This window comes from Granulicella rosea (assembly GCF_900188085.1).
In the GTDB taxonomy this organism is placed as follows: Bacteria; Acidobacteriota; Terriglobia; order Terriglobales; family Acidobacteriaceae; genus Edaphobacter; species Edaphobacter rosea.
Genome location: NZ_FZOU01000002.1, coordinates 479,780 through 502,440, shown reverse-complemented (window position 1 = coordinate 502,440; position 22,661 = coordinate 479,780). Strand labels below are relative to the sequence as shown.

Sequence of the window (22,661 nt, the reverse complement as noted above, 5' to 3'; positions counted from 1 at the left end):
GGCGCTCATATCGTTCTTCTGATGCGACAAGTGAAACGGGGCCACTAATCAGTTTGTCGACTTCTGTGCAATCTCGTTTTGTGATTCCACATCCGGTTGTCTGACTACGGTCAGACCGTCCGCACCAAGCAGGAAGTGAGCGCCCGTCGATGAGTCTTCAATCTGCTGATGCACACGATGAGCCGTGGCCAGGACGGTCGGTTTGTTGGGCGACAGATCAACTATCTGGATGTCGTGTTCGGGCACGTCATTTGTTGTTCGTGGGCTGTTGGTAACAAGAAGACCGAAGGCGCCGATATCTTCCGTGCGCGAGGCCTGCTTGAGTTCTGGAGCCGCAATCAGCAGAGGTTGCTTTGGCTGGCGGAATTGCACGACCCCGGAACCGCTGTTGTCTCGGAAGCAGATCAGAGCGGATGACGATCCAAGCGCTCTAACAAAATCAAATGCGGCTCCTTCAAACTGGACGACCGACACCTGTGAAATATGAATCGGATGAGTCACGTCCAGGACGACAAGATGATTCTTGCTATGTTGTTCCAGATAGAGATAAGTTGTTCCATCGTTATTTGGGTGCAAGAACATAGATTCGCTGGGCGACTGTGCGTCTTCCGGCAGCCAGGAACTGGGCACCACTACAACAGAGTTGGACCTCCGCGAGGATTGCGCCGCGAGCCCGATGGGCCACAGGAAGAGCATCATGGCAAGCACACGTCCTAAGACATGAAGTTGCAAGCCGCGCGATTGACTTGTCTCGTTGACGGCATCGCCTGTACCGGTGAAAAAGGTTGAACTCGTGTAGCCGCCACCTCGGCCAGGCAGGCCGGAAGAACCGGTTTCTTTTGCGAAGGATGGAAGCTGCTTTTGAAACTTAGACATGGGGCGCATTACTGGGATCCCTCCTTGAACCCAACGGTTCATACCGTCAGACTATGAGAGACTTCCACGATATACGCACCCTAAACCAACAGAATCTTTGCTGGAGATTTCAATAGTTTTGCAACTTGACGAGGTTTAGATGGAAAGCAGACCGCGGCGCACTGCCAGAGTGACCGCGTGTGTGCGGTCATTGGCATTGAGCTTATCGACAAGGTTTTTGACATGGAAGTTGACTGTTGTTTCAGCAATGCAAAGCGCATCCGCAATCTGTTTGTTGCGATGCCCATCACGGATGAGGCGGAGCACCTCGAGCTCGCGTGTTGTCAGTTGCTCCTCGCCAACCTGGTCGGCAAGTCTTGCTGCGATAGACGGAGATATGCTCTTACCTCGAAGGTGAACATCGCGAATCGTTCCCAGGATTTCATCCCGCGACATGCTCTTCAGGATGTAAGCGGCGGCTCCTGCTTTGAGAGCCCGAAGAATGTCGGCATCGCTCTCGGAAGTCGTCAGAATCACGACTCGCGCGTTTCGGATCAAATCACGCATGGTTGCGAGAAGGCTCAGCCCGTCGGAGTCTGGCAGCCGCAGATCGAGCAGGGTGACGTCCGGGCGCTTGTCCCTGAATTCAGAGAGACCCGTTTTCGCGTTCGCTGCGTGACCGATCAGGGCCATATCCGTTTGCGATCCGATGATCGCAGTCAATCCTTCGCGAAAGACAGGATGATCTTCAATGCTGAGTATCCGGATTGGTTGAGAGTGTTGCATCGCAGCATCCTTTCGATTCCGCCAACAATCGCCCGATCGTTCACGTGATAGACAAATCCTATGCGCTTTTCCCGGTCGCTGACTACCTATCTAAAACTCCGGGTTCGAGTCTGTGGCGATGGGGGGCGCGGATATCCTTCCACCCGACTATTGTCACGTGTGGAGGGACTAACGTGAACAACCTGATGATTGAGACGTCTGGCCGGAAATCTATTGCTCAAAGGCTGCTTGAAACGATGGCGAGTATGAATCGGGTTTCGGTAACAATTCTCCGCTGCGGGCTGGTGCTGGTGCTGGTGTGGATCGGTGGCCTGAAGTTCGCGAAATATGAAGCGGAAAGCATTGTTCCTCTGGTCGCAAACAGCCCAGCGATGAACTTTCTTTATCAAGACCGTGCCCCAGCATATCGTCAATACATGAATAAAGAGGGTGAGGTCGTTCCGTCGCACCAAGAATGGCATGAAGGGAATCGCACCTATCCCGTGTCGCAGGCATTAGGTCTTGCGATCGTCGTGCTCGGCTTTATGATTGCTCTGCACAAGCCCCTGCCGCAAGTGGCGGCTTTCGGTAGCGCGTTGCTCATCGGCATGAGCTGCGTGACACTGTCGTTTCTTGTAACGACACCCGAGGCCTGGGTCCACTTTATGGGCGACGGTGCTCAGGGCTTTCCTTTCCTGTCCGGCGTAGGTCGCCTCATTCTGAAGGACTCTATCATGTTCGGTGCAGCATTCGTCACCATGGCGGATTCCGCTCGTATGTATCTCGGACGAAGAAACGTAAACGCCTTATAGCCGAATGCGTCACGAACGCACCGCGTGCAGAAGCCATGATTCGGCGTCGGATACGGCGCGCCATCGGACCAGCGAAGAGCGCGCAATCTCGCTCATTGAAGAATTCCGGGAGGGGGGAAGCATGAAAGTTTGGGTAGTGAACGAAGCAGGTAGCCAGTTTGAAGCTGTCGAGCGACCATTGCCAACAGTCGGAGCCGACCAGGTGTTGATCCGGGTCGAGGCCAGCGGAGTAAACCCGCTCGACACAAAGATTCGCGCTGGGAATGCGGCTCATGCGAGGCACCCCTTTCCCGCCGTGATGGGAATCGATGTGGCGGGTACGATCGAGTTGGTGGGTGAAGGTGTGAAGCATTTCCAGGTCGGGGATGACGTCTACGGGATGACCGGGGGCGTTGCCGGCTTGCAAGGTTCGCTTGCTCAGTTTCAAGCGGCTGACGCGGCGCTCCTTGCCCGTAAACCCTCCAACCTTACGATGGCCGAGGCTGCGGCTCTGCCGCTCGCAGCCATTACCGCTTGGGAAGGGCTCGTCGATCGAGCACAGGTTAGCGCCGGCCAGAGCGTACTCATTCACGGAGGCGCAGGAGGCGTAGGACACCTTGCGGTGCAAATCGCATTAGCGTTCGGCGCGGAGGTACATGCCACGGTATCGCCTGAGAAGTCCTATGTCGTAAAGAGATACGGGGCAATCCCAATCGACTATCTTACCCTCACACCCGATGAGTACATCTCGCTTTCGCCCGATGGTGGGGGTTGGGAGATCGTCTACGATACTGTTGGCGGCAGCGCGCTGGACGCGTCCTTCAAGCTGGTGAAGAAATACACGGGGCATGCGCTCAGCTGTCTCGGTTGGGGAAGCCACTCCTTGGCTCCGCTCTCTTTCCGGGGCGCATCGTACTCCGGCGTGTTCACTCTACTTCCGCTGCTCACCGGGGAAGGCCGGACCCACCACGGTGAGATCCTCAGCCGCGTGACTCAAATGGTTGAATCCGGCAAGGTTCGCCCTCTACTTGCCGAAAGGGTCTTCGAAGATTCGGAGATCGATGCCGCTCACAGTGCGGTCGCACGCGGAAGTCTCGGCAAAACCGTGGTGCGTATAAACGCTTGAGAACGGCGTTATTCAGTCAACGAGGCGCCCTCTTCAAGGCGCCTCGTTGACTTGGGCTTCACTTTATTCGTGGGATAGTAACGAAGGAAGGGCGAGCGTAATTGCGTAGATCGAATGTGTCGAGAATGCCGCCTGGAGGCTTGATCTGCAGTACAAGGCTCACATAGGTAGCTTGATGTAGTTCTGCTACGCCACCTTCTAACTTGCGAGATTAGACATGTAAGTCATGACACGGCTCACGGTCCAGGCGGACCCCAATCCCCAATCGTCTGCGCCAGAAGATCGGAAATTTCGCCGAGAGCTCGTTGAAGATCTTCAACCCTGACAGGCGATGAAAGCGCTTTATCGGCGATCGCCTTACACCCCTCGATGCCATCAAGCAGCTTCTCGCAACGCTGTTGATCGGGAAGAGTTCGTGTCTTCGAAGAACCATACAAATCGTTGTTCATCTTTATGGAATGACGACGGAGGCCCCGCCGACCCGCGAATAAGGCGAGGAGCGAGAACGCGAGGACGCATAACCCAAGAACGAAAGGACCCAGGGTCAAGGGCTTCACTCGGGACCGATCGCGGACTGGGTGGTATCGAGTGGCCAGTCCTGCAATATCGTGATGCCGAAGTCGGGAGCCGCGCTTCTCATGCGTTCGATGTCCTCACGGGATACCGGCCTGGGTTCAGTACCAGGGGGCAGGACTGAACCCCCAGCCGCCAGAAACCCTTCGAACCCGCTGGGGGTACACAACAGTAAATAGCGAGCAGGTTCCGCGGTCTCATTCAAGAGTTGATGGGGAATACGTCGTGGCAGAAAGATCGATTCGCCCGGACGAAGGGTAAATCTCTCTCCATCGACGAGAGCTGTCATCGCTCCCTCGATCATGAAGAAAGTTTCATCGTCGTGGGCGTGCTCGTGGATAGGCGTTCGAGATGAGCCCGGCGCGCGGTTCTCGAAAAGTGAGAACTGAGAATCTGTTTCGGTCCCGGAAAGGTGTTGCTCCATCACGGTTCCAGCTAGGAGGAACCGAGTACGCAAGTTGGTCGGTGCTTTGCTCGTTTCGTTTTGCATTGATGAACATTAGCGGTTTTACATGCCAACGCCAACATAAGAAAAGATAGTGGGATGGCTATCGATTTCTATAGCTGTTTCGCAGCTCAGCGGATGTACAACAACAGTATGCAAGCATTCTGGACTGCTTGGCGGGTAGTGATCGGAGCGATGATGGTCAGGCCGTGGCTACGTTTCTTCCTACTGGTTTGTCTCTGCAAACTGGGGGTATGTCCTGCATGGGCCGTAGACCCAAGCAGCCGGATCACTCAGTATGGTCACACGGCATGGCGCTTGTCGGACGGGATGTTTGAGGGTGCGCCGAATGTGATCGCACAAACCCCCGACGGATATCTGTGGGTCGGAACAGCCGCAGGTTTGCTGCGCTTCGACGGCGTACGTTTTATTCGTTGGGAAGGAGTTGGCGACGTCAAGCTGCCGCACGGAGGCATCCATTCGCTATTCACTGCAAAAGATGGAAGCTTGTGGATCGGCGCAGGCGCGAGTCTGTCTCATCTTCAAAACGGAGTCTTGTTCAATTACTCCAGTGAAGTAGCGTTGATTGTCGCCATCGTTCAGGATGATTCCGGGACTATCTGGGCAGCGCGCCAAAACCTGGTGGTGGGAGGCGGACTCTGTAAGGTAGCAGGTCTCACTCTTGATTGCGCTGGACCTTCAAAGACGTTCCCCTTTCCGTTCGGCGGAGCAATGGCTGCTGATCACAACGGAAATCTCTGGGTGGGTGCTGGGGGAAGTTATGTGAGATGGAGTCCCATATCCCATACGGTTTACACGCCTAAGCTGTTCGAGCATCTGGCGGATATTGAAGGTGTCAGAGCCGTGGCCACCGCTCCAGACGGAAGACTGCTGGTCGGTCTTGCAGGCGTCGGTGCTGAACTGGGTCTTGAAGAGATCGTGGACGGCGCGGCGAAGCCATATCCGGTGAGGGGTTTCGACACAACGAAGATCGAGATTCAGAAAATCTTGTTTGACAGGCATGGCGCACTGTGGCTTGGAACACCAAACGGTATCTACCGTATCTATCGCGATGTCGTCGATCGGTATCGGGAAAGCGATGGTTTATCGGGTGGGGTGGTCGACGATCTCTTTGAAGACCGCGAAGGAAATATGTGGGTTGTAACAAGCCAGGGAATCGATCGTCTGCGCGACCTTCCGATAAAGACGTTCGGCAAGAAGGAGGGGCTCACCATCGATGCTGTCCAGTCCTTGTTCTTTGCCAAGGATGGTGCGCTCTGGGTCGTCAATGGAAACGGGCTGGATGTCCTCCGTAGTGGCGCCACAATTTCGATTGAGCACGAAGCTCGCATCGGACCCGGAGATCCGATCGGTGTCGCCACGCAGGACAACGCGGGCGGGATCTGGATAGGCAGAGGAAATAGGCTTTTTCGCTATGACCACGGCACGATGCACCAGATTGCCGCGCCGGCCGGCAGTCCGACCGATTCGACCGTTGAAAGCTATGCAGAGGACGCCCAAGGCGACATGTGGGTAGCCTTTGGCCCAAGCCGCGAGATTTGGAAGGTTCATGACGACGTAGCAACCCGGTTCATGGTCAAAACAAGACTGCCGAGTGTTTACGATATGGCCTTCGATCATAAAGGAAATCTCTGGATCGGCGATATCAATGGCAACCTTGCTCGCATTTGGGGCGAATCGATCGAACGCATCCCGTTTCCGCATCGTGGGCTGCCGAAGGCGCTGTTGCAGATAGCCATAACCGATGATGACGCTGTGATGGGAACGACAGCAGGCGGCGTCGTTCTTTACAAGGATGGGAAGGAACAAACGCTCGGGTTGGGGAACGGGCTGCCATGTGAAAATTTCCGGTCCTTTGTCTTCGACCATTCGGCAAATTTATGGCTTACGTCTGAATGCGGCACGATGGAAATCTTGCATCGAGACTGGATGCGTTGGAGGCAAAATCCAAAAGCCATCGTAAGGCCGCTACTGTTAGATACGCTCGATGGAGCGCGTTTCACAGAAGGCTTTCTTACTCGTGCGGCGGCAATGACTGAAGATGGAAAACTGTGGTTTGCTGACGGAAATCAGTTGCAGATGATAGATCCTGCAAACCTCGCAAGGAATGTTCTCCCGCCGCTCATTCGTATCGAAGAACTTTTTGCCGATGGAACCAGTTTAGGAGCGCGACAAAATATTTCTATCCCGCCCCTGACGCGACAGTTGCAAATTGACTATACGGCCACGAGTCTGTCCAATCCCCAGCGCGTACTCTTTCGATACAAATTAGAGGGTCACGACAAAGACTGGCAGCTCGCTGGGACTCGTCGCCAAGCCTTCTACAACGATCTGAAGCCGGGAAGGTACCGATTCACCGTACTGGCCTGCAACAACTCGGGGCTATGGAACGAAATCGGCTCTAGCATCATCTTCACGATCGCCCCAGCGTGGTTCCAGACTCGCTGGTTCATGGCTCTATCTTTTCTCTCAGCGGCGATGCTCCTGTATGGTTTCTACCGGCTTCGAGTGACGCAACTGCGGAAGCGACTTCAGCTTCAGTACACGACGCGGCTCGAAGAGCGCACTCGTGTTGCGCGTGACTTACATGACACGCTTCTGCAGACGATTCAAGGGACCAAACTCGTGGCGGAAGAAGCGCTACATGGAAGCGATGATCTTACTCAGCTACACAACGTGGTGGCAAAGATTCACGAATGGCTGTCGCGAGCGGTCATAGAAGGCCGCGCTGCGCTCACTGCTCTGCGTACTGGCTCTCATGCAGGGGATCTGGCGGAAAGACTTCGTGCTGCCGCGGAGGAATGTTCGAAAGACGGTCGAATGGAGGTCGAATTTGACTGCATTGGGGTGCCGGTCGAGCTCTCGTCTTCCATCATGGAAGAAGTCTTTCGCATTGGATACGAGGCTATCCGCAATGCTTGTGCCCATTCTCAGGGACGCGCCCTTGAGGTTCAGCTTATCTACGCCAAGGCGTTAAAACTTACCGTCAAGGACAACGGCATTGGCTTCGATGTCCACGGCGCCTCGGGCCGCGCCTCCGGTCACTATGGCTTAGACGGTATGCGGGAACGAGCACAGCAGTTGGGTGCTTCGCTTTCGGTCGTCAGCAAAGTCGGAAGTGGTACGGAGGTTATCCTCATTGCCAGATTCATCAAATGAAAATACGAAGACGGTCACATGACGAGCGTGCAAGGCATCACGCCTCTTCACAGTTCTCGCTCTGTTATCTGACCTGTTAGCCATACCTGCAGGAACGACTAGACTGCTACGCGATCTTATGACCAAAATCGCCGCGACTGATCAGTTTGCAGCGACCATCCTCCCCCTTGGGTTGCTGTGCGGTTGCATGTCCGAGTTTCGAGGCGGCGCCTGGCGCCTGGTGTAACCAGGATCGGAAAACCGGAAACGGCGTTCGCATGCTTCTGCGCGAGACGCGCATGGAGACTCCGGCAAGTACGGGGACCGTCGGCTGGCACGCGTTCCGCACGCTTCTTATCCAGAAGCCAATGAACGTTTATGGATATGCAATGTCTTCATCGAAGCGGGAAGCGAATGGGAAGGTGGTAGAGATGGCGCTCAAGCCTTTTAGAGCGAGCACCTGAACTCAGCATCTTACTATTGGGAGTTTTTGGGAGTCTACTGACTGATAGTTATAGACTTTTGTAAGTTGCTGATTTGATCGGTTGCGGGGGAGGATTTGAACCTACGACCTTTGGGTTATGAGTGGCAGTAGAAACGTAGTTTCAACGAGTTACATGGCCCGATCGGGAGCCTTAAGTAGCCGTAAGTCCTTGAAAGTAGGAGAAGGGAGTTTTTACGTCGGGTTGAAACCGGGTTGAAAACCCAACGACCTTTGGATTTCCAACCCGGTGAGAATCACTTTGACGATACCTTTTCGAGACCTGAACGAGAACTTATCATGGTGCGCAGAGGTGATCTGAATGTCGAGTACCCCTGCCTTTGTGAGCGCCGATCCTGCCCTTTTCAATCCACAGTCCGGTCGACTCGATGCCTCGCATATTGCGAGCGATATCCAACTGCCGGTCTCAACGATTGCTATGGCTATCGGCAAGAAGGCTCCGAGTGTTCGCAAGCACCCCGACGCCAGCAGCCTGCAGCCGGAACTTCGCCGCGTTTACCGCATCTGGGTGGCAATCGTGGAACTTCATGCCGGGAACAAGAAACGCGCACGCATCTTTTTGAACGCTCCAAACAAGCATCTCGAAAATCAAGCCCCCGTCGAGTTCATCGAGAAGGGTGACCTAAAGCCCCTGGAAGGCCTCGTTGAAGCGATCAACGCGCGACAGCCCGTATAACGAGAGCGTCGCGGAGTCCTTTCACCATGTGCTTATTTCATGGTGGCGGGGTAGTAAACCTGCCAGTCGGGGTCGTACAGTGGAATCTTCATCCCGTAATCCAGGTAGAACTTGAAGCGCCGCGGCAGTCTGCGAAGAGGTTCGAGATGAACCCCAGCCACCCCGGCCCTTTCAAGGAGAAATCCGAGCGATTGATGGTATGGGCAGGCGTATTTCGTTTGAGCCAGCAGCCTCACGATCTCCTCTGTTGAGACCCGATCAATCGCGTTAGGAAGGATTGTTGCCAAGGCTTCTATTCCTCCAACATACTGCGGGCGTACGACACAGTCGATCAAGGTTCTCTCCAAGGATGAGCAGCGTAGAAGCTCTCCTGAGGGTCCTGTGGTTTCGATCACGCCTGCGTCACGGGTGTTCTTGCCGTTCAAGAAAATGACAGTGTGGCGCTCCGTCCTGAATTCGAAGGCCGAACGGCGGGGTTGATTCTGAAATGCTTGATCGATGCGCCCTTGGCTGAGTCGTGACGTGGTCTTTTTGGGACTCTGCTCATGGTTGACGTAGATTGTTCCAATCGGCAAGAAACCGTGAACGTGGAGAGCTGTGGCATGCGAAACGTATGAACGTGGGAAAAAGGAACAGGCGAAAGGGAGGATGGTGAGTTCGCCCGTTACATACCTGGATTTTGAGCCGTATTCCTTTGACCGAATCTCGGATGTTCGAGCAAGTTCATTCTCTACGAGAAAGTCGATAAACAATCCAGTACTGAAGTATTGGGGAGCGTTCCAAGCTTCTCGCTTTTCAGCCAGGTATTTCTGAAGGTCCTTGCGGCTCCACGCGCGAGGCGGTAGCGATTCGATGTCGGCTTTGATCGCGAGTTGGGTCTTGAGGCGCATTCTTGGCTTCAGTGCTAGGTATATATACATAGCACTGAAGCCAGTTTTGGGAAATATACCGTCCTTGTGAAGGTATATATACCTTCACAAGGACGGATGTAATCCTGAATCCAGCGCGGCAGAACCTATCAAAACCTCGACAGATGTTGACAAGTGTAAAGGTTTTGATAGGATGTAACCGTGAGCAAGAAGGTCGAATCCGTCGGGGCCATCGTGCAGGAGCGAAAACTCGTACGCTCCAAAGACCTACGAGAACATGACCTCGACCGTTCCCATCTCTGGAATCTCGCCCAGGCCGGACGGATCGAGAGGGTTGGCCGCGGGCTGTACCGTGCGAAAAATGTCTCGATTTCGGAGTACGAAACGATCCTGGAAGTCGCCAAACGAATCCCTTCAGGAGTTCTCTGCCTCTCGTCGGCTCTTCGTTATCACGAGCTCACCACTGAAAACCCATTTGAGACGTGGCTCGCCATCGAACGTGGCGCATGGACCCCTAGAATCGATTTTCCTCCGATCCGAATCGTCCATTTCTCCAAATCTGCGTTTGAATACGGCATCGAAACGCACTCCGTGGATGGCGGGATTCTGCGGGTGTATACCCCGGCAAAAACAGTCGCGGATTGCTTCAAATTTCGCTCCAAAATCGGCATGGAGACTGCGATCCAAGCACTTCGCGCCGCATATAAAGAAAGAAAGGCTTCTATGGATGATCTATGGGAAGCTGCAAAGATCTGTAGGGTTCTGAACGTGATTCGGCCCTACATGGAGGCGCTCGTCTGAGTAACGCTAGCCCCACGAATGTCGCCGCATCGGTAAAGCAACGCCTTCTGAATCGGGCAAGGACCCAGAGGGAAGACTTCAATCTTCTTCTGACCAAGTATGCCCTCGAACGCGTTTTATATCGAATTAGCAAATCCAACCATAAAGACTCCTTTGTGCTGAAAGGGGCTCTGTTATTCGAGCTTTGGACTGAACAAACTCACCGGCCCACTCGAGATGCAGACTTTCTCTCGACTGGCAACAACAGTCCAGAGCGGTTCCAAGCAATCTTTGAAGAAATCTGCACGCTGGCTGTTGAGGACGATGGTCTCCAATTCGATCCAGGAACTGTCAAAGTGGAACGGATAAAAGAGGACCAGGACTATGAAGGGATTCGAGCCACGTTTCTCGGATACCTTGAGAACGCCAGATTGCCGGTACAAATCGATATCGGCTTCGGAGACGCCATCACGCCCGCTCCCGTGGAGACATCCTTCCCGACACTTCTTGAGTTTCCCGCCCCACTCCTTCTTGCGTATCCGCGAGAAACCGTTGTGGCGGAGAAATTTGAAGCGTTGGTTAAGCTGGGAATGGCGAACACTCGCATGAAAGACTTCCACGACTTGAGAACAATCTCTCAGATGTTCTCGTTTACTGGTGCCTCCCTTTCCGAAGCCATACGGCGAACATTCGAACGTCGAAAAACTACGCTTCCGCTTGAGCTTCTCCCAATCGCCCTCACTCCCGAGTTCTACGACGATGAGACGAAGCAAAAGCAATGGAACGCCTTCGTAACGAAGAACAAGCTCTATATCGAGCCAATCGGTCTAAGAGATGTCACCGCAACCATCGAGAATTTCATTCTTCCCGTGCTGAACGAGCAGTCCGCAACGTCGCTTCTATGGGGTCCCGGTGGGCCATGGAAAACTTAGTAAAGTCCTACTGAACCATCCCGTATTGGGAACTGGCCGTTGCTAGATCGAGCCCCTTACAGGATGCCGATGGATGAAATCAATTGACGCCGATGGATGACGCGCTTCTCTACGCAAAGATCGAACAACTAGACGCTGAGATGGCGGAAACTCCACTGATCCTGCGTCCGTTGGACATCTATCACGCTCTGATCGGCAAGGAGGAGCGTGATGAGGAAAGCCTTGCGTATCTTGGCAAGATTACGGCTTGGTTCATTCAGCGCTATGGGGAGGAGGCTGCTTGGGACGGCGTTCTCTCCCGCGATCCCATCTTCTTTCGCGGACGCATCCAAGTTCTCGAGATCATCCATAACGGTGTGTCTGAGAGACGCGGACTCGACACGTTTCTCAAGGAACTGGAAGATAACGGCAAACCGGCGTCGTTTGAGGAATGGAAGTATCTTTCAAGAGTTGCGCTCGAAAGCAGCCAGGATTTCTCTTCCCTCCACAATCTGGAAATGATGCCTTCACTGCTTTCGCCCATGCAGCGCGATCTTAGCCGTCGAGCATGGTTTGACCTTAGGAACGTGGGTCCTTTACTTCATTCTTCTGGCGACGTTCAGGGAGCCATCGTTCATTCCCATGAAGCCGCTGAAAAGTACCTGAAGATCGCCTTGCTGCACGTCGGCCTGCCTCCCGAACAACTCGGGAAAGGTAAATATCGCCACAACCTGAACCATCTGATTGATGCCTTGGCAGGACGGCAGAATAAGTATGTCTTTCTGCGAAAGCCGGCAAACGAACTCCATGCCCTCCTCGACTCGATGAATGCTCGTTACTCTTCGCTTAAGAGAACGCAGAAAGATGCTGCGCAGGCATTTCGTCTCGCACGGCACTGCTGCAGTTTTGTCGCGCAGCAAATTCATTTGGACCGAGTCAGGGGCGCTTTTGATATCGGTCTTCAAGAAGGTCGGTACTACCAGGACAGCGCCGACCGGCAATATCGCTATTGCGGAACTCGTCAGAAGGATGGCGAGCAGCTTGCCCTGATGTATCTATTGGGAGCTCAAGATCGCGGCCAGAAAATCGACGCGCTTGTGCGGTTCATCTTGCCCTGCAGTTTTCACTACTTCGCGATCACGGATGTGCCTACATTGCAGAGGCTCGAGTCACGATTCCAGGAGATCATGGCGAGGTCACGGCAGGCCCCCAAAGTACGGCCTGATCCGGGTACTACCATCGAAAAAGACGAGGAATCGTTCGATGCGATGATGATCGTCCGGACTCCGGTTAAGAAAAGCTAAACGACGCCTGAGAAGGTATCTCTGTCCTGATCCAAGGGTAGAATACGCCCCGGCAATGAAACAGAGTCAGGGATAGCCGCTGGATAGCCCGGCCGACAATGAAGAACTTGACTTGATTCCTCAATGTCGCGCGTAAACTGTCCCTGAGAATCGGAGGCTGATTGCCGCAATTCCAACTTACGAACGAGATAATCAATCGCTCTGCAGCGAAGACTTGGGACGAAGCCAAATTGGAATGGTCCCTGCTTGAGGTCTACGAAGCTGAGGTTCCAGAGACATGCCTCTGTGGACACTTTCCGATTATCGAACTCTGCGTGCTGGTCAACCGGCGAAATCGTGAACAGACAACGGTTGGAAACTGTTGTGTAAAGAAGTTCATTGGGCTCCCGTCCGACAAGATATTCCAAGCGGTCAAGAGAATCAGGAAAGACCAATCCAAGTCTTTGAATGCTGAGGCAATTGAGCACGCCTTTGACCGCTGCTGGATTAGTGAGTGGGAGAAGAAGTTCTATTTCGACATCATGCGCAAGCAGAAGCTCTCCCCTAAACAAGCGGCAAAAAAGAACGAGATCAACTTGTTGGTACTGGCCCGCATGAGGCGCTAGATCGTGGCTGGCATTCTTTAGACCGGTGGTCTCCTCGGGGATCTACCGGCACGACGCTCGTCCAGCCGTTTATGCTAGACATCTGGTGCAATTTAACGGAGCATTGCCTCTATGCCTGGAGACTTCACACCTTGGGGAACGACGGAGTGGGAAGACCATATCCAGAAGGTCCTCAAACTGCGCTACAAGCAGGGCGGATATCAGGAAATTGCCGACGAGACTCACGGTGACTGCGGCCTTGAGGGCGTTGCAAGTGACGGAAACGCATACCAGTGCTATTCCGCGCAGGACTACGTGACACCTGCTGAACTGCTCAAAAAGCAGAAGGGCAAGATCACCGCAGATATCGGCAAACTTTTGAACAACGAGCAAGAACTCTTGGAGATCTTGGGGGCAGTGAAGATTAGACGATGGCACCTTGTTGTGCCCCACTGGAAGAACAAGGATTTGATCAAGCACGCGAAGGAAAAAGAAGCATTCGTCCGGAAATCAGGGGCAAAGCACATCCATCCAGAGTTTGAAGTCTTTATCATCACCGGCGACGATTTTCTAATGGAGAAGCAGGAACTCGCAACGGCGAACAGCTACGGATTCGACAGTCATACATCGCCTGTATGAGAAAGCCATGCTGTGGGAGATGGTCGAGTGGCAACGGAATCCGATGGAGTTTGTCGAAATCAAGGGCATCAGCAAACGCCGGAAACGACCAGTGATCCTCACCGTCGAGCAGTTCTTTTTAATCCTTCCCCTGATTCCGCAACCGTACCGCATGATGGCACTACTCGCGCAATGCTCGGGTCTCCGCGTTGAGGAAGTCCTGGCTCTCGAAAAGCCGGACATCCACTTCCAGAAGCTCAGTATGCAGATCGTTCGAGCAGTCGTTCATGGTCGGCTGAAGCTGGTCAAGACGGAATACTCGGAGGACGAACTGCCCCTTGACCCGGATCTCGCTGCCATCTTGCTCGACTTCATTCGTGAAGCCGAGAGGGACGCGCTCGCCAAGTTGGGAGACGAGGGAGCCGGAGTCATAGAGTCGGACCTGCTTTTCGTCAGCCCCATGACGGGGCGGCATTTCCACGCGTCGCCAATCGGGCAGGACTACATCCGTCCCGCTGGTTGCTGTCTCGTGGATTGCCCGAACTGTGGGGCCGTCGCAGGTGAGTGGTGCAAGACCGATTTTCCCGTTCCGAACGGGAAGCGCCTACCGCTGCACGATGAGCGGTGGGATGCGGCCGCCAAGTACGGCAGCATCGGTTGGCACACCTTCCGGCATACCTACCGGTCCTGGCTGGACGAAACAGGAGCACCGATGGGAGTGCAGCAGAAGCTTATGCGGCACGCCCAAATCTCGACCACGATGAACGTGTACGGCAACGCGCTGATGGAAGCAAAGCGCTAGGCAAACGCCGCAGTCGTTAACAGGATTTTGAGGAGCGCATAACCCATGAAGGTGAGCGTCCAAACGTGCGAAAACCCGGCGGAGCAAATGTTACTGCTCTTACACCGGGTTATTCCGGGTTGGAAGTTTCGCTAAGTGGTTGCGGGGGTAGGATTTGAACCTACGACCTTTGGGTTATGAGTGACCTGAATAACGCGCATGTTGTTGACTCTACGGTACTAATGGCGACTCAAAAGTACGGAAAAGTACGCATCGGACAGGCTATCGGGAGTGCATCGGGAGTGAATCTCGACCGTTGGGTTTGTCAGATTTTGTGACCAACAGTCGGATCGACTGTTGGGGTTTCGCCAAGCGGAATACCGTGTGGGCACGTGGCGTAAAGGAATTCGTTTCAACCGTTTGCATCGCAGATTCGCACTCCCAATCGACTCCCAATGACGGGAGTGAAATCCCATGTTCAAAAGTGTCAGAAGTCAATATAATACTTCTGACAGGGGTGGAACGTGGAGCGATTGGTGGAGTCGATATTGCAGCGAGTGACAGCCCTCCCGGAGGGTGCGCCGGTCAGCGCCAAGATGCTGCTGCATCTTGGAACGCGACCCGCTATTGACCAATCTCTCTCCCGGCTCGCTCGCCGAGGACGGCTGCTCAGAGCTGGTCGAGGAGTGTATGTCTCGCCGGTTGTCACTCGTTTCGGGAGCAGTGCCCCTCTGGCGGAGAGGCTGATTGAAGAGTTGTCCGCACAACGGGGCGAGACGATTGTTCCTTCCCCCGCGACATCAGCGAATGCGCTGGGCCTGACGACCCAAGTTCCCGTTCGCGCTGTCTATCTGACCTCCGGCAGAACCCGAAAGCTCACGCTCGGAAAACAGGTCATTGAACTCCAGCACGCCCCCTCCTGGCAACTCACGTTCGCCAAGGAACCCGCTGGCGAGATCGTCCGTGCGCTGGCATGGGCCGGACCGGAGAGAGTGGATGAGGTGCTAAAAGAGATTGAGAGGAAGGTTCCAAAGGGCGACCTCAAGAAGGTCAATCAGCATATCTCCTTGTTCCCCGGATGGCTGGCGACCGCGTTGAGCCGAAGTGCTTCCTATGCCTGAGAATTTTCTCCAACTAAGCGCGAAAGACAGGCTAGCGGTTTTGCGTACCGCTATCTCTACCTCCGGTCGCTCAGGCCCACTCCTCGAAAAAGATGTCTGGGTCGTTTGGGCTCTTTCGACGTTCTTTGAGTCCCCGCTCGGAAACCATCTGGTGTTTAAAGGTGGAACCGCTCTGTCCAAGGCGTACAAAGCCATTCGCCGGTTCTCAGAAGACATAGACCTCACCTATGACATTCGGGCGCTCGCACCCGAACTGGTGGCGAACGCTCCGCAAGGACTTGACGCCATCCCGCCGACGAGAAGCCAAGAGAAGAAATGGTCGGATGAAATCCGCAAGGAACTTCTGCCCGCATGGTTACGGGACCACGCGCATCCGATTGTGGAAGCAGCGATGGCGGGCCTGTCTGGCGTAAAGAGCCGCGTCACTGAAAGCTGTATCTTTATCGACTACGAACCTCTCATCGCGCCTTCCCGGTATGCACTGCCAAGCGTGATGCTGGAATTCGGAGCAAGATCCACCGGCGAGCCCAGCAGTGTCCGACCGGTACAGTGCGATATGCAGGACTTCATCCAGGATGTTTCCTTCCCAACCGCCAAACCGCGTGTCATGGAGATCGAACGTATCTTCTGGGAGAAAGCCACCGCCGCTCACGTCTACTGCTTACAGGGTGAGGCCGGACTCAGCCAGCGCTTTTCTCGACACTTCCATGACCTGACTCGCCTCGATCAAGAGGGATACCTGCCGGATGTGCTTAAGGCACGGAAAGTAGCGGAGGCCGTTGCAGTCCACAAGAACTCCTTCTTTGCCGAGAAGGATGCGTCTGGCAATCGTATCGACTACCTCCAAGCAGTTCGCGACGGACTCAAGTTGGTGCCAACCGGAACCGCCTACGACGCGCTCCGCGCAGACTATCAGCGCATGATTGAGGAGCGTCTGTTTCTCGATGAAGCCGATTCATTCGAGGAGATGATGACCAAGTGCGCTCGAATACAAGGCCAATTACGTCTGTTGCCAGTGCAAGATCCCGGCTCATAGAAATTCGCTCGCTCCCTTCTCTGCGAAGACCGACAAGTACCGAAAAGTTCCTTTGACTCCTTACGCGTCCAAGGCACTTATGCTTCACACGCATAAGTGCGAACCGGAAAGTCATTGGACTTGAAGCCGTAGCGAGCCGTAGGTTTGCGCCATACCCGACACGATTCAAGTCGGATGGAGGTGCAAACATGAAGATGCTTCATCGTATAGCCCGAGTTAAGAGGCCGGAACTTCGGCCTTCTTTCTCGGGCCTTTTACTGCTCACCCTTCTCCTGTTTCCACTGGCAGCTCACGCGCAAAGCGGGAGTTCGCCTTTTGATACAGGTCTCACATCCATTCAGACTCTCTTCACAGGAACGATCGCGAAAGTGAGCAGCCTGATTGCGATTGTGTTGGGCGGGTATGCGTTCGCCCACGGAGAACCCGGCGCGAAGAAGACTCTCGCCGGAGTTGCGGCTGGCACCGGAATCGCGGTGATGGCTACCAACATCCTGACTTGGCTTTGGGGTTCATAGCCCCTTGGTCTCGTCATTCCACTCACGCTCCATTCACCCGCGAGGGGCTTTATGACAGAACTCACACCAAGACGCCGAAATCGGGTCTACAAGGCTCTGCATAAGCCCCTCACGTATCTCGGAGTTGAGCGCACGGTTTTCTACTTCGTTTGCGTTGGCGCGGTCGGAGCTTTCAACCTGTTCAACTCGCTCCTCACCGGAGCCGCAGTCTTCATCGGCGGCTACATCTTCGGTCGCTGGATCACGACTACAGACCCAGCATTTCTCAAGATCATGGGCAAGTCCGAACGCTTCAAGTTGCGCTACGACGCTGCCAAGCAACAAGTCCCGAACGTGGAGATACGCTGATGCTACGACTCGCCAAGATCATCAAGCCGTGGACTGAGGCCGGTTCGCTGAACGCGAACATCAACCTCTACGGCTTCTGGGATGAGACAACCTTCCTCACCAAGAGCGGCGACCTTGGCATCATCCTCAAGGTCTGCGGAGTGGACTTCGAGAGCCTCGACCAGGCCGGACAGGAGTTCGCGGTCAAACGGTTGGAAGCGGCCCTCAAATCTTTCGGGCCGGGATTTCATGTCTATCAGTATCTCTTCAAGACCAATCGGCCAGAAATGCCATTCGCTCGCTATGGCGACCCGCTGATCGACGCGGCCATCGACCAGCGCCGTGAATTCTTCGAGTCGAAGCGCGACCATCTCTACGAGATAGAGATTTACTACGCGGTGGTGCTTGAGGGAGCAAGGTCCAAGACCGGCATCATGGCCGCGTTGGGACGACTCCCAAGCGATCCAGAGGGCGCGGTTCGAGAGCTCAAAGCGCAGTTCACCAGCAACGTCATGAAGGTGTTGCTCCGCTCTCAGATACAGCGCGATCATCTTCGGCTCAAGCAGCGTGTCGAGGCGTTTGAGCAGCAGCTCCGAGATCAGGTCGATATCGAGATACTTTCGTCCGACAACCAGTTCCACTTCCTTCGCCGTCTGCTCAACTTCGATGCGTGGCGTATCGCCGGCAAGCTGCAGACCTCGCAGTATCTCGACTTCCAGGTGGTGAACTCGGACATCGAAGCGGAGCGCGACCACCTCCGTATCGGCGATCACTTCGTTCGCCTGCTGACGATGCGCGAGTCCATCACAGAGACGCGCCCGCTGGTGCTCGACAAGCTGCTCAAGATCGAGGCGAATTTCTACGCCGTTACCGAATGGACTCCACTTGCGACCGACGCGGCCAAGAAGGAAGTTGTGAAACGGCGGCGTCACGCCAATATGTCAAAGGCCGGACTCATCTCTTCGATGAAGGATGAGAGCAAGGTCAATCAGCGTGACGTGCTGATCGACGAAGGCAAACAGGCGGACATCGAGGTTCTTGGCGACTGCTTGCGTGCGCTCAGTGACGGACAGACGCTTGGCGATCTGTCTCTGACCATCGTTCTGTACGGCAAGGACAAAGCGGTCATCGACCGCGAGATCGCCGACTTCGCTACTGTCTTTACGAACGCAGACGGTTCGCTCTTTCCAGAGACCTACAACCAGCTCAATGCGCTTTTCGCCGTGGTCCCCGGCAACTACGCGCATAACCTCCGCAAGATGTACATGCTGTTGAGTAACTACGCCGACATCTCTTTCTTCTTCACCATCCTGCAAGGCGAGAAATACAACCCGCATCTGGGAACGGAGTACCTGGCCGTGATGGAGACGGATAACGCCACGCCCTATTACCTCAACCTGCATAACGGCGAGGTGGCGCATACGTTGATCCTCGGCATGACCGGCTCAGGCAAAAGTTTCCTATGTAATTTTCTGCTCACAAACGCCCAGAAATACAAGCCTCTCACCTACATCTTTGACATCGGCGGTTCGTTTCAATCGCTCACCGAAATCTTCGGCGGGAGCTATTTGAATGTCGGCCAGGAGTCACGGGACTTTCGCATCAATCCGTTCTCTCTTGAGCCCACCAAGGAAAACCTGCAATTTCTGTTTTCCTTCTTCCGTGTCTTGATCGAAGGCACCGGCCAGCGTTATCACCTCGACTTCAAAGAGGAACGGAAGCTTTGGGCGGCCATCGAGAATATGTACGTCATCGAGCCCGCGCAGCGGACGCTCTCGACTTTCGCCGAGATCATCGGCGAGTTGAAGGAACTGCTCCACCGGTGGACGGCTGACGGACAGTACGGTTTCCTCTTCGACAACGCGGAAGACACGCTGACATTCTCCAGTTTCCAGACCTTCAACTTCGGCGGTTGGGGTGACGCGCCGGACGTGTTGGAGCCGCTGCTCTTCTATGTCCTGCATCGGGCTTCACTCGAAATCGCCAATCCGAAACGGCTTTCCACCTTCAAGCTGTTTCTTCTGGACGAAGCTTGGCTCTTCATCAAGAACGAGACGATACGGAACTATGTCGTCACCGCTCAGAAGACCTGGCGCAAGCACAACGCCGCGATGATCCTCGCTACCCAGTCCATCAAGGAGCTTGAGGAGTCGGGAATGCTCCAGATTGTCTCGGAGAGCTGCCCGACCAAGATTTTCCTTGCCAACCCGGAGATGAACCGGGAGGTGTACCGCCAAGCGTTCCACCTCAACGATACCGAGCTTGAGATCATCTCCGACCTCACACGCGGACAGATGCTCATCCGCAAAGCCCAGACCTCCAAGAAAGTCCGGCTCAACGTCGATTCGGTCTCCTACTGGATTGCAACGAACAACGCCAAGGACAACCAGCTCAAACGCGATTACTTTGCCCGCTACGGCGTCGCCGAGGGCGTCCGCCGTCTGGCCGAAGACCAACCCTTTCCGCCCAAACAACACGCCACGGAGAAGAAACCCGCAGCGTCCACCGCAACCCCCAACCGCAAAGGAGCTGTCGCATGAAGAATACCCTTCTCGCACTCGCCCTTGCATCGGCCCTGTCTTCGACTATGGCCTTTGCCCAGGCCGCACCCGCTGCACCCGCCGAACAAGCCCGGACGGTGCAGTACCACTCGCAGGACATCGTGCCCATCCGCGCCAAGGTCAAGTACACGACCTTGATCGTGGTGCCCACGACCGAAAAGATCATGGAGGCCGCGACCGGCGACAAGGACTTCTGGATCGTCGATGTGGTGGGGAGCTTCTGCTTCGTTCACCCGGCCAAGCCGGGGATCAGCACGAATCTCAATTTGATTACCGACAAGGGCAACATTTACAGCTTCACCTTGCAGGACATCTCCGCCCAGGGCGGCGACCCCGATCTCAAGGTTATCGTCCAGCCCGCAGATCAGTCTTCGATCACCGCGTCAGCAGGACCGGCGCAGTACGTTCCCGCCGCGCAGCTAGACCAGGCCAAACAGCAGCTCGCTACCTTGCAGAGCCATGTCACCCAAGCCGTAGACGAGTACAAGAGCGCGTACCCGCTGCAGCTCAAGTTCGACTACACGTTCAAGAACGAAGACCCCTTCGCCGTCCAGTCGATCTACCACGACGACAAGTTCACCTACATCAAGACGACGGCCAGCGAGAAGTTCAGCGTGTACGAGATGAAGGACGGCAAGCCCGACCTCATCAACTACGACCTGCGCGACGGCACGTACATCATCCCGAAGATCGTGGACAAGGGATACATCGAGATCGGCAAGAAGCACATGGACTTCTCACGGAAGGGGTAATGTCATGACGGATCAGACACCGCAGCTCTCGCAGAATGCCTCCGAGCCGAAGGGCGTGATACGCAAGAACATCAAGATGTTCGTCTATCTGGGTGCCATTCTTCTGCTCATCACGGCAAGTCTATTCAGCTCCAAGAAGAAGACGCCCAACGGCACTCCAGCCAAGGGAACGCCACCGCAGCCGTTCGTGCAGGACAACACCGCCAACAACATCGCCGACCTCCAGAACCAGCTTGCGGCTGAAAAGCAGAAGCAGCAGCAGGACGCACAGCTTGCGGCGGCGATGGCGGCGAGTCAGACACCGGCACAACAACAGGCGGCAGCGATGTATGGCCCTAACGGCCAACCCAATATGCCACCCTCGCAGGGCCAGCCGCAGAACGGGCAACCTCAGCTCACGCCCGAGCAGCAGCAACAGCAGCAGCTCGCCAGCAAAGAACGCGAATTAAGCTTTAATTCTCGCTTTGCCTCGAATCTTGCTTACAGCCGCAGTAAGGAAGAGGAACAACGACAAGCTCAACCACAGAACTCGCCTCAGATGATGCCGGTCTCCGCTGCGAACCCGTATGCCGCCGCATTAGCTGGCGGTGAAGGTTCGAGCTTCGTACCGAGCCGTGCGGCTGGAGAGCAAGCCGCTACTGCCGCTCCCAAGAAGGCCCCCGAAGTGAATCTGGACTCCGCCGTGGGCCAGCCTTACGTCATCTTCGAGGGCGCGGTGCTCGATACGGTGTTGATGAATCGGCTTGATGGAGATGCTGTCGGTCCGGTCAAAGTGCTCGTCTCGAATCCCTTCTACTCGCACGATCACCAGCACGTCCTCATCCCTGACGGGACGGTTGTACTGGGTGAGGCCAAGAAGATCGGTTCAGCGGGCTTCGGCCAGCAACGCCGAATGGCCGTCGTGTTTCACCGCCTCATCATGCCTGATGGGTACTCCGTGGACCTCGATCAGTTCCACGGCCTCGATCAGATCGGAGAGGAAGGACTGAAGGACAAGGTGAACAATCACTACCTGCAAATCTTCGGCACATCCATCGCCCTTGGCGTGATTGCCGGCGCGGGGGAGATTGAACAGGGCGGCGGCACGATCACCACGTCCGGCTCCCAGGCCTTTACGAACGGCGCGGCGGCCAGCGTCTCGCAGTCCTCCACCACCATCCTTGACCGGTTCATGCAGATACCACCGACCATCACCATCCGCGAGGGGCATCGGGTAAAGATCTACTTCACCCAGGACATGCTCCTCCCGGCCTACACCAATCACAACATCCCCCAGACGTTCTAGGAGACTCCATGCGAACAGTTCGCTATGCCTCACTCGCGCTCGCTCTGCTCATGCTCGCAGGCTGCGCCGACAAGAAGTGTCTTCCCGGCGACTCCGCGACGACCTGCAAGGCTCTTACCGAGTGCTTTGACCGTGGGAATACAGCCAAGGCCTGTCGCCAGATCGAAAAGGACCAGGCGGAGTACGAGAAGAACTTCCAGAAGAACATTGCCCCCGCATACACCGGGGCCGGTTCGGCCCTGAGTTACGACCCCGACAAGGCGACTCAGAAGCCACCGGCCAAACCACAACCGAAACAGTAACCACCCCAGAAATAAGGAGACCG

General features: G+C 55.1%; 22 protein-coding genes. 18 read left to right on the top strand and 4 right to left on the bottom strand.

Annotation, left to right across the window (positions count from 1 at the left end):
• Positions 1-48: 48 nt before the first annotated feature.
• Both CHB87_RS08185 and CHB87_RS08180 read right to left on the bottom strand, forming a co-directional pair.
• A complete protein-coding gene (locus tag CHB87_RS08185; protein WP_142988273.1) occupies positions 49-876 on the bottom strand; it encodes a hypothetical protein in 828 nt (275 codons plus the stop codon).
• A 135-nt stretch (positions 877-1,011) separates the two neighbouring features.
• Positions 1,012-1,641, bottom strand: coding sequence for a response regulator (locus tag CHB87_RS08180; RefSeq protein WP_089407914.1), 630 nt, complete (start codon positions 1,639-1,641; stop codon positions 1,012-1,014).
• 173 nt (positions 1,642-1,814) lie between these two features.
• Between CHB87_RS08180 and CHB87_RS08175 the strand changes: the two genes are divergently transcribed.
• Positions 1,815-2,432, top strand: a complete 618-nt coding sequence (locus CHB87_RS08175; RefSeq protein ID WP_217897021.1) for a DUF417 family protein — start codon at positions 1,815-1,817, stop codon at positions 2,430-2,432.
• 121 nt (positions 2,433-2,553) lie between these two features.
• The gene (locus tag CHB87_RS08170; RefSeq protein ID WP_089407913.1) at positions 2,554-3,537 is read left to right on the top strand and encodes a zinc-dependent alcohol dehydrogenase family protein; all 984 of its coding nucleotides are present in this window, start codon (positions 2,554-2,556) and stop codon (positions 3,535-3,537) included.
• A 553-nt stretch (positions 3,538-4,090) separates the two neighbouring features.
• Here CHB87_RS08170 and CHB87_RS08165 read toward each other — a convergent pair.
• Positions 4,091-4,534, bottom strand: a complete 444-nt coding sequence (locus CHB87_RS08165) for a cupin domain-containing protein (RefSeq protein ID WP_245817882.1) — start codon at positions 4,532-4,534, stop codon at positions 4,091-4,093.
• A 120-nt stretch (positions 4,535-4,654) separates the two neighbouring features.
• On the opposite strand from CHB87_RS08165, the gene CHB87_RS08160 reads away from it, so the two are divergent.
• Both CHB87_RS08160 and CHB87_RS08150 read left to right on the top strand, forming a co-directional pair.
• On the top strand, positions 4,655-7,735 hold the full coding sequence (locus CHB87_RS08160; protein WP_089407911.1) for a sensor histidine kinase: 3,081 nt from the start codon (positions 4,655-4,657) through the stop codon (positions 7,733-7,735).
• Positions 7,736-8,517: 782 nt separating this feature from the next.
• The gene (locus CHB87_RS08150) at positions 8,518-8,892 is read left to right on the top strand and encodes an antitoxin Xre/MbcA/ParS toxin-binding domain-containing protein (RefSeq protein WP_142988272.1); all 375 of its coding nucleotides are present in this window, start codon (positions 8,518-8,520) and stop codon (positions 8,890-8,892) included.
• 32 nt (positions 8,893-8,924) lie between these two features.
• Here the strand turns inward: CHB87_RS08150 and CHB87_RS08145 are convergent, their stop codons facing one another.
• Positions 8,925-9,782, bottom strand: coding sequence for a type IV toxin-antitoxin system AbiEi family antitoxin domain-containing protein (locus tag CHB87_RS08145; protein WP_176441659.1), 858 nt, complete (start codon positions 9,780-9,782; stop codon positions 8,925-8,927).
• Positions 9,783-9,962: 180 nt separating this feature from the next.
• Here CHB87_RS08145 and CHB87_RS08140 point away from each other — a divergent pair, with 180 nt between their 5' ends.
• From CHB87_RS08140 to CHB87_RS08075, 14 genes are all read left to right on the top strand, one after another.
• Entirely contained in the window at positions 9,963-10,562 is a 600-nt protein-coding gene (locus CHB87_RS08140; RefSeq protein ID WP_089407907.1) for a type IV toxin-antitoxin system AbiEi family antitoxin domain-containing protein, read from the top strand.
• Positions 10,559-11,473 (top strand): nucleotidyl transferase AbiEii/AbiGii toxin family protein, encoded by a 915-nt coding sequence (locus CHB87_RS08135; RefSeq protein WP_089407906.1) that lies wholly within the window; start codon positions 10,559-10,561, stop codon positions 11,471-11,473. The genes CHB87_RS08140 and CHB87_RS08135 overlap by 4 nt, the downstream gene beginning before the upstream one ends.
• A gap of 92 nt (positions 11,474-11,565) precedes the next feature.
• A complete protein-coding gene (locus tag CHB87_RS08130; protein WP_089407905.1) occupies positions 11,566-12,756 on the top strand; it encodes a HEPN domain-containing protein in 1,191 nt (396 codons plus the stop codon).
• Positions 12,757-12,917: 161 nt separating this feature from the next.
• Entirely contained in the window at positions 12,918-13,361 is a 444-nt protein-coding gene (locus tag CHB87_RS08125; protein ID WP_089407904.1) for a hypothetical protein, read from the top strand.
• Between the two features lie 111 nt (positions 13,362-13,472).
• The gene (locus CHB87_RS08120; protein WP_089407903.1) at positions 13,473-13,979 is read left to right on the top strand and encodes a hypothetical protein; all 507 of its coding nucleotides are present in this window, start codon (positions 13,473-13,475) and stop codon (positions 13,977-13,979) included.
• Positions 13,980-13,986: 7 nt separating this feature from the next.
• A complete protein-coding gene (locus CHB87_RS08115) occupies positions 13,987-14,760 on the top strand; it encodes a tyrosine-type recombinase/integrase (protein WP_089407902.1) in 774 nt (257 codons plus the stop codon).
• 503 nt (positions 14,761-15,263) lie between these two features.
• Positions 15,264-15,860 (top strand): DUF6088 family protein, encoded by a 597-nt coding sequence (locus CHB87_RS08110; RefSeq protein ID WP_089407901.1) that lies wholly within the window; start codon positions 15,264-15,266, stop codon positions 15,858-15,860.
• A complete protein-coding gene (locus CHB87_RS08105) occupies positions 15,853-16,896 on the top strand; it encodes a nucleotidyl transferase AbiEii/AbiGii toxin family protein (protein ID WP_089407900.1) in 1,044 nt (347 codons plus the stop codon). Before CHB87_RS08110 ends, CHB87_RS08105 begins: the two co-directional genes overlap by 8 nt.
• 188 nt (positions 16,897-17,084) lie before the next feature.
• Positions 17,085-17,411, top strand: a complete 327-nt coding sequence (locus tag CHB87_RS08100) for a TrbC/VirB2 family protein (RefSeq protein ID WP_089407899.1) — start codon at positions 17,085-17,087, stop codon at positions 17,409-17,411.
• Positions 17,412-17,462: 51 nt separating this feature from the next.
• Entirely contained in the window at positions 17,463-17,759 is a 297-nt protein-coding gene (locus CHB87_RS08095) for a VirB3 family type IV secretion system protein (protein ID WP_089407898.1), read from the top strand.
• Positions 17,759-20,278, top strand: coding sequence for a VirB4 family type IV secretion system protein (locus CHB87_RS08090; RefSeq protein ID WP_089407897.1), 2,520 nt, complete (start codon positions 17,759-17,761; stop codon positions 20,276-20,278). The genes CHB87_RS08095 and CHB87_RS08090 overlap by 1 nt, the downstream gene beginning before the upstream one ends.
• A complete protein-coding gene (locus CHB87_RS08085; protein ID WP_089407896.1) occupies positions 20,275-21,051 on the top strand; it encodes a TrbG/VirB9 family P-type conjugative transfer protein in 777 nt (258 codons plus the stop codon). Before CHB87_RS08090 ends, CHB87_RS08085 begins: the two co-directional genes overlap by 4 nt.
• A gap of 76 nt (positions 21,052-21,127) precedes the next feature.
• Positions 21,128-22,336 (top strand): TraB/TrbI/VirB10 family type IV secretion system protein, encoded by a 1,209-nt coding sequence (locus CHB87_RS08080; RefSeq protein ID WP_176441658.1) that lies wholly within the window; start codon positions 21,128-21,130, stop codon positions 22,334-22,336.
• 8 nt (positions 22,337-22,344) lie between these two features.
• A complete protein-coding gene (locus CHB87_RS08075) occupies positions 22,345-22,638 on the top strand; it encodes a hypothetical protein (protein ID WP_089407894.1) in 294 nt (97 codons plus the stop codon).
• The last annotated feature ends 23 nt before the right edge of the window (positions 22,639-22,661 follow it).